The sequence below is a fragment of the Pelagicoccus sp. SDUM812002 genome (assembly GCF_031127835.1).
Classification (GTDB): Bacteria; Verrucomicrobiota; Verrucomicrobiia; order Opitutales; family Opitutaceae; genus Pelagicoccus.
In genome coordinates this window covers 1-15467 of record NZ_JARXHX010000036.1, presented here as the reverse complement: position 1 = coordinate 15467, position 15467 = coordinate 1, and the positions used below count along the sequence as shown (strand labels likewise).

12 protein-coding genes and 1 tRNA gene are annotated in these 15467 nt (G+C 54.4%); 7 read left to right on the top strand and 6 right to left on the bottom strand.

Annotated elements, in window-relative coordinates; genetic code table 11:
• Positions 1-242 precede the first annotated feature (242 nt).
• The 3 genes from QEH53_RS22905 (at position 243) to QEH53_RS22895 (ending at position 3165) form a co-directional block, all read left to right on the top strand.
• The gene (locus QEH53_RS22905) at positions 243-488 is read left to right on the top strand and encodes a hypothetical protein (RefSeq protein WP_309025567.1); all 246 of its coding nucleotides are present in this window, start codon (positions 243-245) and stop codon (positions 486-488) included.
• Positions 489-609: 121 nt separating this feature from the next.
• Positions 610-834, top strand: coding sequence for a hypothetical protein (locus tag QEH53_RS22900; protein WP_309025566.1), 225 nt, complete (start codon positions 610-612; stop codon positions 832-834).
• 231 nt (positions 835-1065) lie between these two features.
• A complete protein-coding gene (locus tag QEH53_RS22895; RefSeq protein WP_309025565.1) occupies positions 1066-3165 on the top strand; it encodes a catalase in 2100 nt (699 codons plus the stop codon).
• Between the two features lie 518 nt (positions 3166-3683).
• Here the strand turns inward: QEH53_RS22895 and QEH53_RS22890 are convergent.
• Both QEH53_RS22890 and QEH53_RS22885 read right to left on the bottom strand, forming a co-directional pair.
• Positions 3684-4943: an acetate/propionate family kinase gene (locus QEH53_RS22890; protein WP_309025564.1), complete on the bottom strand. Its 1260-nt coding sequence runs from the start codon at positions 4941-4943 to the stop codon at positions 3684-3686.
• Positions 4944-5057: 114 nt separating this feature from the next.
• Positions 5058-5555, bottom strand: coding sequence for a ferritin-like domain-containing protein (locus QEH53_RS22885; protein ID WP_309025563.1), 498 nt, complete (start codon positions 5553-5555; stop codon positions 5058-5060).
• Positions 5556-5939: 384 nt separating this feature from the next.
• Here QEH53_RS22885 and QEH53_RS22880 point away from each other — a divergent pair, with 384 nt between their 5' ends.
• Positions 5940-7223: a cytochrome P450 gene (locus QEH53_RS22880; RefSeq protein ID WP_309025562.1), complete on the top strand. Its 1284-nt coding sequence runs from the start codon at positions 5940-5942 to the stop codon at positions 7221-7223.
• 28 nt (positions 7224-7251) lie between these two features.
• On the opposite strand, the gene ligD is transcribed toward QEH53_RS22880, so the two are convergent.
• Genes ligD through QEH53_RS22865 form a run of 3 tightly spaced genes read right to left on the bottom strand, consistent with a single transcriptional unit; the run spans position 7252 to position 11031 of the window.
• Positions 7252-9813 (bottom strand): DNA ligase D, encoded by a 2562-nt coding sequence (gene ligD, locus QEH53_RS22875; RefSeq protein WP_309025561.1) that lies wholly within the window; start codon positions 9811-9813, stop codon positions 7252-7254.
• A 39-nt stretch (positions 9814-9852) separates the two neighbouring features.
• The gene (locus QEH53_RS22870; RefSeq protein WP_309025560.1) at positions 9853-10770 is read right to left on the bottom strand and encodes a Ku protein; all 918 of its coding nucleotides are present in this window, start codon (positions 10768-10770) and stop codon (positions 9853-9855) included.
• A gap of 6 nt (positions 10771-10776) precedes the next feature.
• Positions 10777-11031, bottom strand: coding sequence for a Rho termination factor N-terminal domain-containing protein (locus QEH53_RS22865; RefSeq protein WP_309025559.1), 255 nt, complete (start codon positions 11029-11031; stop codon positions 10777-10779).
• A gap of 423 nt (positions 11032-11454) precedes the next feature.
• Here QEH53_RS22865 and QEH53_RS22860 point away from each other — a divergent pair, with 423 nt between their 5' ends.
• From QEH53_RS22860 to QEH53_RS22850, 3 genes are read left to right on the top strand one after another with little or no spacing between them, the layout of a single operon-like run.
• A complete protein-coding gene (locus QEH53_RS22860; protein ID WP_309025558.1) occupies positions 11455-12021 on the top strand; it encodes a 2Fe-2S iron-sulfur cluster-binding protein in 567 nt (188 codons plus the stop codon).
• Complete coding sequence (locus QEH53_RS22855; protein WP_309025557.1) at positions 12018-13025, top strand: xanthine dehydrogenase family protein subunit M; 1008 nt, start codon at positions 12018-12020, stop codon at positions 13023-13025. Before QEH53_RS22860 ends, QEH53_RS22855 begins: the two co-directional genes overlap by 4 nt.
• Positions 13026-13039: 14 nt before the next feature.
• Positions 13040-15229, top strand: a complete 2190-nt coding sequence (locus QEH53_RS22850) for a xanthine dehydrogenase family protein molybdopterin-binding subunit (protein WP_309025556.1) — start codon at positions 13040-13042, stop codon at positions 15227-15229.
• A 143-nt stretch (positions 15230-15372) separates the two neighbouring features.
• On the opposite strand, the gene QEH53_RS22845 is transcribed toward QEH53_RS22850, so the two are convergent.
• A tRNA-Leu gene (locus QEH53_RS22845) sits at positions 15373-15457 on the bottom strand.
• Positions 15458-15467: the final 10 nt, after the last annotated feature.

Here is a 15467-nt window from a genome sequence, read left to right as displayed (position 1 = left end):
AGCGAGTTTATGCCGACATTGGGCTTGCGCGCAGCGTAGGACTATGGAACCGGCTATAATCATTTTTCACCCACAGATTTTCCGGAAGACCCAAAATCCTTAATGAAAACGGGTACGCTCTTTACGACGAAAGTACGTCGCGAATACTTGAATACAATGCAAAGCATCTCCTTTCGAAGTACAAGGGTGACTTGCGCAACCTACGAGAAGCGGCTGCTGAGCGACTACAGGAATTTAAAGGGATGGGTCCCTCCGGAGTGGATATTTTCTTGCGTGAGACTCAGTCAGTTTGGACGGAGTTTTACCCTTACGTCGACCGCCGTTCGTGCCACGGGGCGGAACTACTGGGCTTGCCCACCGCTCCGGACCAGCTTGGCTCGCTGTCCAGAAATCCGTCCGAACTTGTCAGTCTGCTAGCGGCGCTGGTGCGTGTTTCTTTGGGTAAGGCTGAAGGAGAACTCGCCTCATTGGTGAAGAAAGCCCCCTAGGCTAGAAGCGATAAGGGTGCTCTGTGAATGGAAGCAAAGGAGCGTCGCCGGTCGAGCGCGTCCGCGTTCGAGCACGCTGCCCCCTTTAGGATTGGCATGTTTTAGGCATCGACTTCGAGCTATGGAAAAAGCTAAACCAAAGAGATCTCACAAAATAGCGATACCCATCTTCGTTGTCATTGCAGCTTTAGGAGCGGTGCTAGGCGGGCTAACCGGTGTCGCTGTCACATTTGGTTTAGGGATGTTGGCGTTTATCGTCACCTTAGCAGCCGCGTCGTTCGCGAGCTGGCGCGACAGGAAGCGTGAGACAGAGTCCGACTCCCATGGCGCAGCTCAAGAGCACTGAAGGATGGTGGCACTTTGCAGTCCAGCCGTTGCAACAAGCAGTGCCTTGGCACTGAGGGGGCAGAGAAAGATGCGATTGGTGATTTAATTTCCGCTGTCGAATTCCGCTGCGGAGTCGAAGGTGTTGGAGTCGTTCGATTTGGCACGACGTATGCAAGGTGGGTCTGACCCAAGAGACGCTTACAAGATTTAGGCGTATCCAGTCTGCAACCACGCGAGAACGAGTACATAAATGTCCGACAGCAAGACCCCCTCCCGGTGCCCGTTTACGGGGAAAACCGCAAACGGCGGAGAACTCCACCAGCACGCGTCTTCCAAGGAAGACCGTTTGACCACCGGACAAGGCTTGCCGGTATCCGACGATCAAAATTCGCTGAAGGCCGGAAGCCGTGGCCCAACTTTGCTCGAGGATTTTATTCTAAGGGAGAAGATTACCCATTTCGACCATGAGAGAATTCCCGAACGGGTAGTTCATGCCAGGGGGTATGGAGCACACGGGTATTTTCAATCGTACGGTTGCCACAGCGATATTACGAAAGCCGGTTTTCTACAGGATCCAGACGAAAAGACGGAAGTGTTCGTTCGATTTTCCACGGTAGCGGGAAGTGAGGGATCTTTGGATACAGCCAGAGATGTACGAGGGTTCTCGGTGAAGTTCTATACCAAAGAGGGAAACTATGATTTGGTGGGAAACAACATTCCGGTCTTTTTCATCCAGGACGCCATCAAATTCCCTGATTTGATACATTCTGTCAAGCCCGAGCCCGACCGCGGTTTCCCGCAAGCACAGTCGGCGCACGATACGTTTTGGGACTTCGTTTCATTGTCCCCGGAAAGCATGCACATGCTGATGTGGGTGATGTCCGATCGCGCTATACCGCGTTCCTTTCGAATGATGGAGGGCTTTGGCGTGCACACTTTCCGCATGATTAATGAGGCAGGAGAATCGCGTTTCGTAAAGTTTCACTGGAGACCTAAGCTGGGAACCTTTTCGTTGATTTGGGATGAGGCTGTTAAGATTGGCGGAGCAGATCCGGATTTCCATCGACGCGATTTATGGCAAGCGATCGAGAGTGGCGACTTCCCCGAATGGGAGTTCTGCGTGCAAGTATTTACTGAAGAGGAAGCAGATAGTTTCGATTTCGATATTTTAGATCCGACGAAAATCGTTCCAGAGGAGAAGGTGCCTCTCCGACCGCTCGGAAAGATGGTGCTAAATCGAAACGTCGATAACTTCTTCGCAGAGACGGAACAGGTGGCTTTCTGCCCGTCGCATGTGGTCCCGGGGATCGATTTTTCGGACGATCCGCTATTGCAAGGGCGATTGTTCAGTTATCTGGATACACAAATCTCCAGGCTCGGAAGTCCGAATTTCAACCAGCTCCCGGTCAACGCCCCCAAGTGCCCGATGCGTTTCTTTCAACGCGATGCGCAGATGCAAACGCAAGTCCCCAAAGGACGGGTCGCCAATCAGCCGAACAGCTTAGATGATGGATCGCCGCGCGAGTGTCCCGAAACGGGATTTTCATCGTATCCTAAGAAGGAAAATGGAACGAAAGGACGAGTCCGGTCTGAGACCTTTGCCGACTACTACTCGCAGGCGAGACTATTTTGGAACTCGATGACCGAACCTGAGCGCAACCATATCGTGGGCGGCTTCACCTTCGAGTTGGGCAAGTGCGAGACACCCCAAATTCGGAAGCGTATGCTGGGGCACCTGAAGCTTGTGGACGCGAAACTAGGAGAGAAGGTCGCGGCGGCTCTTGGGATGGATGGCGAGGCCCTGGATATTGAGCCAGCTGTTCCGATAATTGAATACGAACCATCCCAATCTCTTTCACAGTACGGGAAGGCCCCTCATACCCTTGAAGGGAAGAAGATTGGGATCCTGACCAGTGAGGGAGCTCCAAATGCACTTCTCGAAAAAGCGATGAAAATAGCGAAAGCCGAAGGCGCTACGGTCGAGATAGTGGCTCCTAAAGTGGGTCGCTGCAGGACCAGCGATGGGACAAATCTGGAGCCCGATCACTTTCTCGCCGGTGGTCCTTCCATGCTTTTCGATTGTGTAATTATTGCGCCTGGAGGAGATGAGGAGGAAGGGAAGGCCTTGATCGACCAAGCCGATGCGGTCGATTGGGTACGCAATGCTTTCGGCCATTTGAAAGTGATAGGATTCACCGAATCCGCCGTAGATCTCTTGGAGAAAGGGGGGGTAAAACCTAATGCCGAAGGGGGCGTGATCCCACTGGACGAAGCTGGGTGGGATGACTTTGTAGAGCAGGCCAAAGCTTATAGAGTATGGGACCGAGAGCCTATGGTACGGCCTGTTTGATTTTCGATCGAGTTAGTCGAATCGAGCTCGTGGGCAATCGGTGCAACTTTCTCATGCGCGTACCCTGAGTACTCACTGCGTTATACGCAGTGACCCTTGGGGCACGCTATTTACTTCTATTTCCCGGCAAAATCGGATCCCGCATGAATGCCTATGCCTTCGGCAGTGTCCGGCGTTTTATAGCGTACTGCTAACCCGGTTGCGGAGCAGGGGAGGTAATGGGTGTCCTAATTGCAGTTGGACTGCGTTCGCTTGGCGACGCTAAGGTAGTGATTACCTTTGTCCTAATCCACTCTGTCAGCATCGCTTTGACGACGCTGCCGTTTACGCAGGAGGGAGTCGAGCTAGGGAGTGTTGAAGGTCGCCCGCTGTTGCGGTCGATCTTTGGCATCGCTAAAATGGTTAGTGAAGCGAACTGTTTTGCCCATGCTAACTGATAGACGTCATTCGTAAGGTGATAGACGTCATTCGTAAGGCGGAAGGAGAATCGGAAGGCGGGCGAGTTTTGCCGGCGGTGATCAAACTCCCGTTTCGGTTTTGGCCGGCTCTGGCGGCTGCCAGACTCGCGACTTTCCTACGTGCTTCCGGATCAGGTGAGAGCAAGTCTTAGCCATTACCGCTTCTTCGTTTACCGGTACGGCAAGAAGCGGTACTGAACTGTCAGCATGGTTAATTATGCCTCCGGTTTCCGTCCCGTTATCTTCGTTCTTTTGTTTGTCCAACTTCGTTCCTAGGAACTCAAGGCGAGCAACGATACGCTTTCGTACATCGAAGTCGTTAGCTCCAATGCCACCTGTGAATGCAATTGCATCGAGAGAGTCTAGGGCAGCGCGGGCGCCTGCGATTTCTTTGGCGAGTCGATAGGTGAACACGTCTATTGCTAACTCGACCCGTGGCTTGCCAGTGTGTTCGGGTAGGCGCAGTTCTCTCACGTCATTAGAGACGCCCGACAGTCCCAGCAAGCCGCTGCGCTTGGAGAGGGAGTCATGAATCTCCTCAATGCCCATGTTCATTTGCTTGGCGAGATAGCTTACCAAACCCGGATCGACGTCGCCACTTCGCGAGCCCATGACCACGCCTTCCATTGGGGTGAATCCCATCGAATTATCGATGCTACGACCCCGTTGGGTTGCGTTCACGCTGCAGCCATTGCCGAGGTGGACGCTAATCAAAGCGATTTCTGAAACGCTTTTGCCTAAGATTCGCGCTGTTTCCTCGGCCGCGTGGCGATGGCTGAATCCGTGAAAGCCATAGCGCCTTATCCCGTGCTCCGTATACCAATCGTATGGCACGCCGTACGTGTAGGCTCTCGGGGGCAGGGTTTTATGGAAGCCTGTGTCGAAGCAGGCGATGTGCTGGAGATTAGGGAAGAGAGAACGCCCAAAGCGGATGACGCGAAGCGCTACGGGGTTATGCTGGGGAGCGAGCGGGACAAGTTCTTCGAGATCTTCGAGTACTTTATCATCAACGATGACCGGGTCTCGGTAATGCGAACCTCCGTGGACCACTCGGTAAACGATCGCTTGCAGAGACTTACATTGGCGGGACTCTTTGAGGACCAGCTCTATCAACATCAAGCACCGGCAGATTCCAATGTGGCGCGGCAGCTTTTCGTTATGGCGAGGTCCTCCATCTATTTGCCATTCAAAGATGCTTTTGGGGGAGCCAAGCTTGTCGGCTTCACCATCCAGCCAGCGTTTTCCCGTACGGGTGTCGATAGCGGCGAACCGGAGCGTTTCGCTGCCGCAGTTAATAGTAAGAACGGACTTTGGGGACATCGGGGTATTTTACATAGATTGCGCTACAGGTGCGGATCATTGGTTTGGTTCGGTGCATAAAAAGAGAGTCCCTAACCATGGGGCTAGGGACTCGCGGAGGTCTAGAAGCAAACGCTAAGAAACGGTGACCTTCGCTTCTTTGTTCGCAGACTTTTTTGCGGCGCTGGTAAGCGTCTCGTCGGCCATCTTCTCTTCGTCGAGAGTTTCGCCTAGGAGGCTCTTAGCCTTCTCGTGGCCCATTTGGTCAGCCCAAGCGCAGAGCGAACCATAGGTTGCGATTTCATAGTGTTCGATCTTCTGCGCAGCGCAGATGATCGCAGCATCTCCTGCTGCGCTTCCCTTGAAGTCTGACAAGAGCTCTTCTGCCTCTTTGATGAGTCCTTTCGTGGCCTCGCAGGTATTGCGCTTGGGTGACTCATCGATGGAAGCGAACACGTCCTCGAGTCGAGTCACGTGCGTCTTGGTTTCCTCGAGGTGGTGCTGTAGTCCTTTCTTCAGCTCTTCGTCTTGAGCGGCTTCGATCTTTTTGGGCAGCGCTTCAACGATGCGGTGTTCTGCGTCGTACATATCTTGGAGTTGATCCAAGAACAGCTTGTGTAGGTCGTTTTCCATAGTGTCTTATATTTCAGTTTACGTGGGCCAGCCAATTTTGCTGGCCGGTTAAGAGTGAGCTACCGACTTTGCAAAGGTTGCGCCACCTGCGTCTCGTCTGGAATAATTCAACGAACCAAGAGGGACCTATATCTAGCGGTTAGTAAATTCCCGAAGACAGCTTTGCGTATCACCTTAACCAGGAGAGAAACGAGTGTGCAAAAGGAAAATGCTGAGATTGCCTTTTGCCTATGTGAGCGTTCGGATGAGTCGCTGAACTGGGTTCACGGTGCTGTAGTTGTATTCTGAATATGACCGTTTCAGGCTCGATGAGTCAAACTTTGAAGAATCCCCAAGTGCTGGCACGAACTATGCACGGCTGAGTGCCGCATCTAGAAATCGATTATGATACAGGAAAGTCCGCCACCCGTTAGACGCGAGATCCCTCACGGTGGCTTGCCCGAAAGTACCCTCCCGTTTTTGATGGATCCATACGGTTTTATACCACGGGTTTGTCGGAGCAAGCAGACCGACCTTTTCGAAACGCGTATTCAATTCGAGAAGACAATCTGTATGTCCGGTACGGAAGCAGCAGAAGTGTTCTACGACACCTCGCGCTTTAGCCGTGCGAACGCTGCTCCCAGCCGAATCCAAAAGACGCTGTTCGGCGAGGGTGGCGTCCAGGGGCTGGACGGAGACGCTCACTTGCGTCGGAAATCGATGTTTCTGGAGCTGGTGGAGCCAGATCGGGTACGGCACCTCAGTGAGATATTCGAACGACATTGGGAATTGATGCTCGACGACTGGGAGTCACGCGGCCGTCTCTGTCTCTATGACGAGATGCGTTGTCTTCTCACGCGTGCGGTCTGCGAATGGGCCGGCGTACCACTGAGCGAAGAGGAAGAGCCTAAGCTAATAGAGGACCTGACATCACTCTTCGCGGACGCTGGATCGGTCGGACCGAGACACTGGAAGTCACGCAGAGCACGCCGTCGGACCGAGCGTTGGGCAGGCGAACTCTTACAGAAGGTAAGAAATGAAGCGTTGGAGGCTCCAGCCGGATCGGCCCTATTGGCAATAGCTCAGCACCGAGACGAGAACGGAAAGCAACTCGACCTTCACGTGGCGAGTGTAGAGCTCCTGAATGTATTGCGACCGACGGTTGCAGTCTCAGTATACATTGCGTTTGCCGCCGTAGCTTTGAACAAGTATCCAGTAACGCGCGACAAATTGATTGAAAGACGGGAAGGCTATGATCGGGCCTTCGCTCAAGAAGTGCGGCGCTACTATCCCTTTTTTCCCGTGGTGGCCGCTCGCGTCTCGGAGACCTTTGAATGGAAAGGGTACACGTTTCCCGAGGGGCGTTTAGTCGTACTTGACTTGTATGGCACCAATCACGACCCAAAAGACTGGGACCGGCCCGACGCGTTCCTTCCGGAGCGATTTCCTGGGGCATCGATGTGTCCCTTTCACTTTATCCCGCAGGGAGGGGGAGATCCGCTGCGCAATCATCGCTGTCCAGGAGAAGGCGTAGCGATAGAGCTGATACAGGTAGCAGCGAGATTTTTGACCCTCAGGCTAGATTACACCCTTCCTTCGCAGGACCTATCGGTTGATCGCAAGCGGCTCCCGGCACTCCCTAAGAGTAAGGTGATCTTAAGTGAAGTGAGACGAAGCGGACGATTTTAACGGTAAAAAAGTCTAGCTGAGAGCCGTCTTAGCCGGCGGGTGAGAAGGCTTCCTTGACTGCTTGGGTGAGTGGCTGCTTCGCTTTTCGATACGCCTGCCAAGGATCCTGCTTCAGGTGGGAAAGTCTCTGGGCCGCATTTTCGATCGTGTAGGCATTCGACCTCAGGCTAGCGGTTGCTTCTTTCCAGTCGAGCGGCATCGAGACAGGAGCCCCTTCGCGGGCTCGAGTGGAGTAGGGAGCGATCGCGGTGGCGCCGCGACCGTTGCGCAGGTAGTCAATGTAGATCTTGCCGGTTCGCTTAGACCGACTCGGGTTAAGCGTAAAGGCGTCTGGGTTCTGTTCGCAAAGTACCTTGGAAACGGAGCGGCTGAACTCTTTTGCTTCGGACCAGCTAGGGCCGCGGCGGATCGGCACTACGACATGGAGCCCCTTGCCTCCGGTGGTCTTCAGAAAGCTTTGCAATCCCGCACGGTCGCGCAGTATGTCGCGAAGAAGCAGAGCCGCGCCTACCACTGTCTCACTCGGCAACCCGTCTGCTGGATCGAGGTCGAAGACTATAGTGTCTGGCTTCTCTAGGTTGTCGATGCGACTGTTCCAAGGATGGATCTCCAAAGTACCCATTTGTAGAAGCCCGACCAGTCCTTCCACGTTTACTATGTATCCGTATTCGGAGGTTCCCCGGGTTTCCTCTATTTCGATTCGCCGGATCTCGGAAGGGAATGAACTGTCTATGTGTTTATGGAAGAAGCCTTTTTCTTTCCAGCCGCGCGGATGGCGCAGCAAGGAAAGGGGACGCCGTTCGACGTAAGGCAACATCCACGAGGCAACGGTTTCATAGTAGCGAGCGATTCTGTGCTTAGTGCCTCCAATCGATGGATACAGAATGCGGTCTGGATGAGTGATCTTCACGTTTGCGACAATCGCGGTGGAATCGCCCTTCGTTTTTGCCGCCGATCTTTTGCGGGGCGGCTTTGCTCGCGTCTTCGGTTTTTTCTTCTCTACTGTCGATACGCTATCGGGACTTTCCCAACGGACTTCCCGAGGCTCTTTGTCCTCCCGGCTGCCGAGATAGACGGCATGCCGTAGCAATCCGCCCTGTGTACGTTCCGCAAAGCGAATTTCCACGACGAGCTGAGGGCGCGTCCAAGTCGTACTTCGAGCGTCTGCAGGTTCGCTCTCGAATGGGCAGCCATCGAGGGCTATTTTTTCCAATTGCTTGTGAAGAGAGCGCAGAGTCTTTTCGTCGAACCCCGTTCCGACCTTACCCGCGTAGCTCAGCGTTTTCCCGTCGCTCTGGTAATAGGCTAGGTGCAGGGCACCGAAGCCGACTCTGCTGCCCGTGGGTTCGCTGTAGCCGCAGACAATGAACTCCTGGCGACGCTGGCACTTGGACTTCAACCAATTTTTGGTCCGTCGCGACAGGTAGGCGCTGGATATCTTTTTACTCACGATTCCTTCCAAACCCAGCTCGCAGGCATTCTCCAACACGGCTTGGCCGTTGCCTTGCACGTGGTCGCTGAACTGGATTGGTCCTTGTGGATCGTACTCCGATAAAAGTGCGCGAAGGGCACGCTTTCGTTCCTCGAGCGGTGTTTGCCGCAGGTCGATACCGTCGTGGTAAATGAGGTCGAACGCCATGTAGCGTAACTGAAAGCCAGGGATTCGCTTGTCCTTAGCAGCATTTTGAAGCGCTTGGAAATTGGATACGCCGTCTTCTCCGACAGCTATCAGTTCTCCATCGAGGATGCTTGAAGTAAGGGAACGTTTCTTCAGGGCGTCTGCGATACTCTGAAACTTGCTGGTCCAATCTTTGCCCGAGCGCGATTTGAGCATCACTCTATCTTGGCGAGCGTAGGCGAGGATGCGGTAGCCATCGTATTTGATTTCGTGTATCCACTCTTCGCCAACAGGGGGTGCGTCGACTAGGGTGGCCAGTTGGGGCTCGACCTCGCTGGGCGGCGTCTTGCGGCTTTCGGCTTTGGAAATCTCCTTACGGTTGAAGCTTACGCCGGATCCGTTGTTTTGAGCAACCTCGTCGAGGCTGCGCCCTGTTAGGACGCTGCGAGGTGCTTCATTGAGCAGGCGATCGCCGTCATCTTCGGCGAAACTGTCCTTCGCTTTTATGAGGAGCCAATTTTCCTTTTCTTCATCGCCGCGCATGCGCGTGAGGTGCCATTCGCCATGCAGTTTTTCTCCGGCGAGTTGGAAGCTGAGCTTACCCTTTTTTAGTCCCTGCTCAATATCGACTAGGGGCGACCAAGTGCCGGTGTCCCAAACGAGCACGGAGCCGCCACCGTACTGGCCAGCGGGAATCGTTCCTTCGAAGTCTGCATATTCGAGCGGGTGATCTTCTACGCGGACGGCAAGCCGCTTATCGGCGGGATCGATGCTCGGTCCCTTGGGAACGGCCCAACTGAGAAGGGTGCCCTTGTGTTCGAGTCGGAAGTCGTAATGGAGCCGACGCGCAGCGTGCTTTTGAATGACATAGCGGGCGATGCCCTTGGGCTGGATTTCGAGGCGTCCCGGTGAGCCTTGAGGTTCTGCGGTTCTCTTGAAATCTCGCTTTTTAGTATATTCGGCAAGGCTCATGCGAATCTGCTGTAGTTAAAATAAAATACGGAAACTAGGTCAGCTTGCCTTCTTTCGAGTCGTTTTCTTGCTGGCCTTTTTTGTCGTTTTACGGGCGGCTTTCTTGGTCGTCTTCTTCTTCTTGGCCGTTCGCTTTTTTTTGGGCGAGCTCTCTTTCTGCCGTGATTCCACGCTGCGTTTAAGGTAGTCCATTAGGTCTACAACCTTGCTTGGGCTGTCGTCGTCCTCTTCTTCGCTAAGCGCGTCGGGAGCAGGGTTCAGTTTACCCTCGGAAACTTTTTCGTTAATCCAATCCAGCAACTTTTCGCGATAGTCGTCGCGATAGCGCTCTGGATCCCACTCGATGGTCATGGAATCGATGAGTTGGGTCGCCATGCCTATCTCGCGTTTGCTGAGCTTGTTGCGTTTCAAGTTCGCGTCCGGTGCGGCGAAGTCCTGCAGATCACGTAATTCCTGTGGGAAACGAAGCAACTCGATGACGAGGTGACCGTCTCGCGAAAGAATGGCGCAAAGGTGTTGACGGGTTCGGATGACGACTCTGGCCACGCCGGCTTTTCCAGAAGAACGCAAGGCCTTTGCTAGGAGCAAATAGCTCTTCTCGCCATGCTTGCCGGGCTCGAGGTAGTAAGGCTTGTCGAAGTAGAGGGAGTCGATTGATTCCAGATCGATGAAGTCCTCGATATCGATGGTCTTGGTGGCCTCGGGGCTGACCTTTTCCATTTCGTCGTCGGATAGCAGGACGTACTTGTCGTCTTCGTATTCGTATCCTTTGACGACCGCGTTCCATGGTACTTCCTCCCCGGACGATTCGTTGATTCGTTCATAGCGCACGCGGGAGTTATTGCGGCTGTCGATCATCCGGAATTGGATGTCGGAGCGCTGCTCGGCGGAGAAGAGCGAGACAGGAATGTTCACCAAACCGAAAGAGATGCTGCCTTTCCAAATTGCGCGTGCCACGGCTGCTTAGTGTTTGCGGAGTGCGTCGATGAGTTCGTCCTTCGTCATGGACGAGCGTCCCTCGATATCCACCTCGGCCGCTTTGTCGTAAAGTTCGTCTTTCGTCCAGTCCTCGTATTTCGGGGACTTACCGCCGCGCTTGCCGGTCTTGCTTCGGTCGGAGTTCGCGATGCGAGCCGCCTTTTCCTTGCTCATTCCTTTTTCGCGCAACGCTTCGTATTGTTCGTCGTCCTTAATGTTGGGTCCGTGGTCTTTGGTCATTTCCTTGGTTTCTTAATTGTTTGAAGGTGCGGAGCGGAGGAATGTTGAAAGGGTGCAGGTTGAACGTTTTCGGATCTGGCACCTGCATGTATGCATAGTTGAGGCCAAATCAGTCGAGCTTCGGCTAGTAACGACTTTGCGTGGCGCGGCAGGTGCAAGCCGCACTCGATCACGTTGCAGAGTGCCTTGTTACGGTGCGGAGGGAAGGACGCCGATTCAGCCTGGCCTAAGGTGAATTATAGTACGAAATGACGGCCAAGACCTGCCCCCGAAAGGGTATCCGTAAAACGAACACGCTAGTAGGTTTCCTTGTTGTAGCTAACGAGGGGTACTGGCCCGAAATTTGCAGAGTGACGCAGTGTCGCGATTTTCGAGGGGAGCGTTCCCTAACAACATGGTCGAGAAACCCCAACGCCAGAATTTATGAGCAGTTTGAATATAGGAGAAATATCATCTCTCGATCGTAAGCGGGAGCAGGCGACTTCGACGAGTCACGCAATCGAAATCGAAGTCAACGGTCAACCTCACAAACTAGAGGTCGAAGCTCGGGAAATATTACTCGACACCCTGCGTGAGCGACTTGGTTTTACGGGTGTAAAAAAGAGTTGCGATCACGGGCAGTGCGGGGCCTGCACCGTTTTGCTCAACGGACGTCGCGTCAATGCTTGCTTGCTTTTGTCGGTCATGGCGGATGGTGACGAAGTGACGACGATTGAAGGGCTCGCCTCCGAGAACGGTGATCTTCACCTCGTACAGCAAGCGTTTCTAATACACGACGCTTTCCAATGCGGCTATTGTACGAGCGGCCAAATTATTTCGACGGTAGGAATGCTTGGTGAGCCTTGGTCGAATGACTCCGCTAGCTTGAGGGAATCCATGAGCGGAAATTTGTGCCGCTGCGGAGCGTACCGGAACATACATACCGCCGTGGAAGAAGCCAAGAGCTCGCACCAGCAGAGGGAGGCGTCGACGGAGGAGGATTTCTCATGAGGCCTTTCCAGTATCAGAGAGCCGCCGGTGTAAGGGAAGCCATCGCGAAAGCAGAAGGTTGCCAGACTTGCAGCTTTTTAGCTGGCGGCACTACCGTTATCGATCTCGTGAAACTCGACGTCGAGAAGCCGGAAATGCTGATCGATGTTGGTAGGTTGCCGATGGATACGATCTTGCGAGATGAAGAGGGCGGTCTTATAATTGGAGCGAATGTCCGAAACAGCGACCTCGCTTGGCATTCGGACGTGCAAAGAGACTATAAAGCTCTCTCAGAAGCCCTGCTCTCCGGAGCATCACCGCAATTGCGAAATAGGGCTACGACTGCCGGTAATCTCATGCAACGGACTCGGTGCCCGTATTTCCGCGACAACTACTCTCCCTGCAATAAGCGAGAGCCCGGTAGTGACTGCGCGGCGCTTGCAGGGTACAATCGTTCGCACGCGGTTTTGGGCGGTAGCGATTCGTGCATCGCAACTCATCCCTCGGACATGTGCGTGGCATTGGCTGCGTTCGAGGCGACGATTCGCGTCGAAGGACCAAATGGTTCGCGAAGCATTCCCTTTGCCGATTTCCATTTACTGCCGGGTGATACCCCGCATTTGGAGCATGCCCTGGAGCAGGGCGAGTTGATTACGGCGGTTACGTTGCCGCCTAAAAGAGCGGGGACAGCGAGCACGTATCTGAAAAGTCGAGACAGGGCTAGCTACGAGTTTGCCCTCGCCTCTGCTGCGGTCTCGTTTGGCATCGAGGAAGGGTGCATCGTCGAACCCAAGATTGCCTTAGGGGGAGTGGCGACAAAACCATGGAGATGCTACGAAGCCGAAAAGAACCTTGAGGGTCAGGTCGCGAGTCTCAGTGTTTACGAAAAGGCAGCTGAAGTGGCGCTGGCTGAGGCCGAGGTTTTCGAGTGCAACGCATTTAAGGTACCGCTTGCTCGAAACCTGCTCGCTCGAGCCCTTTCCGAGGTGGAGGGACGACTCGCCCGGCAAAGTGAAGTTATCTAACCGGTAGACGAAAAATGGATACAAACGTTATTGGAAAGTCCCTGAACCGTATTGATGGCCGACAGAAAGTAACCGGAGGCGCCCAGTACGCCGCGGATATTCAAGTGGCTGATAAAGCCTACGCGTACGGCATACGCAGCGAGACGGCTGCGGGAGAGTTGCTCGCGGTTGACGCTACCGAAACCGAAGCCTTGCCGGGCGTTCTCGCTGTTTTGCACGCGCTTGACGCTCCGAAATTCTTTCGCTGTCCGGATGATCTCACCGTAGGGGAGCGGCGACCGCCATTCGAAGACAACCAGATTTATTACGCCGGCCAGCTCGTTGCCTTGGTCGTGGCAGAGACCTTCGAGCAAGCCCGCCGTGGGGCGCAATTGCTCAAACTTAAGTATCGGGAAGATTCGGACGTTTCGCTCGATTTCGTGGCAAGCCTGAAAGGCGGCTCCCCTAAAGAAACTGATTCTAAAAGCAGGGGCGAGCCTGAAGGCGCTTTTTCAGCAGCGAAGCACCGCGTTGACGAAACATATTTCACCTCGGTCGGCGTCCACTGTGCCATGGAAATGCATGGCGCTACAGCCTGGTGGGAAGAAGGGCGACTTGTTGTGGAAGACAGTACGCAGTGGGTGGTGGGGCAACGGAAGGCACTTGCAAAAACCTTCGGCATACCTGAGAGCGACGTAGAGGTCCGCTCGCGTTTCGTGGGAGGTGGCTTTGGCGGCAAGCTCTTTATTTGGCCGACTTCGATTCTCGCTGCGGAGGCTGCTCGTGTAGTGGGTCGGCCGGTACAGTTTTCTCTCGATCGACGAGGACAATTTACCACTGCGGGCCACCGTCCCAGCACCATGCAGCGCATCCGTCTGGCTGCGGACGAGGAAGGGCATTTTCTTTCGCTGCGACACGATTCGGTGAACCAAACGTCTTACGTGGACGAATACGACGAATCAGCGTCGGATGTTAGCGGCTCGCTCTACGAATGCCCCAACGTCGCCACTTCTCAGGGGCTCATCAAGATGCGGACCGGCACTCCGACTCCAATGCGAGGTCCCGGCGAAACACCGGGCTTGTGGGCCTTGGAGAGCGCGATCGATGAATTAGCGGTGGAAATGGGCGTAGATCCGTTGGAGCTGCGCGTTCGCAACATAGCTGAGCGCGACGGCGCTAAGGATCTGCCGTGGTCTGCGAACTTGCACGAACGTTGTCTACGCGAAGCGGCGGCGCGCTTCGGTTGGGCTGAACGCGATCCTCATGTAGGGTCGATGCGGGAAGGCGACGAAGTTATTGGCTGGGGAATCGCGTCCACCTCTTGGGCGGCGATGCGAAGTGAAGCCAGCGTGAATGTAGAGTTTCATAGCGATGGAACGGCTCGAGTTTCTTGCGCGACCCAAGATATCGGCACCGGCACGTACACGGTCTTCGCCCAAGTCGTAAGTGAACTAACGGGATTGCCCGTAGAGCGAATCGATGTGCGTATCGGGAACTCCAGTTATGCGACCGGTCCGATTTCGGGAGGGTCGATGGTTACGGCTTCAGTGGTTCCAGCAATCGCGGACGCGACGGAAAAGGGACTCGAAGCGCTATTCGAACTCGCCACCTCTGAAGACGGGCCTTTTGCAGGTCGCGAAAGGGCTGAACTGCAGGTCTGCAAAGGAAACGTAGCCCTAGTGGGCTCTAGCGAAAAAGCCTTCGGTATCGGAGAAGTTTTGAAACGAGGGAGGTTAGCCTACGTCCGCGGGGAAGGAAAAGCGGCCCCGGGGGACGAGCAGGATGAGTATTCGTTTCGCAGCTTCGGGGCGCACTGCGTTGAAGTTCGCTGGGATCCAGGGGTCGGCCGTCTTCGCGTGAGCCGGGTCACAAGCGTGATCGATTCGGGGCGTATCATCAATTTGAAGACGGCCAGCAACCAAGTCTACGGAGCGATCATGATGGGGGTAGGGATGGCGTTGCTGGAAGAGTCCGTTTACGACAAGAGGACGGGACGGCCGGTTTCGGACAACTTGGCCGACTATCTCATTCCCGTGATGACGGATACTCCCGAAGTAGATTTGAACTTGTTGGACGAGCCCGATCCGCATTTGGGCAAAATGGGAGCTAGAGGTATTGGCGAGATTGGTCTTACGGGCGTCGCTCCAGCCATTGGCAACGCAGTCTACCATGCGACTGGAAAACGAATAAGGAAGCTTCCTATCAGGATAGAAGACCTGTTGTAGCGATAATAGGCAGGGGCATGAAAGGACTTAAGCGCATTGTCCATCTCCAGTCGCTTCGCGTCTTTCGTCGAGCCTCCTGTTCGGTTCCCGCTCTCATCTGGACAGGCATGAAAAAAGGCCGCTGATCGCGGCCTTTCAGAAAGTGGTGCTCAGAAGAGGACTCGAACCTCCACGCCTTGCGGCATACGCCCCTCAAGCGTACGTGTCTACCAATTCCACCACCTGAGCATAGATGATT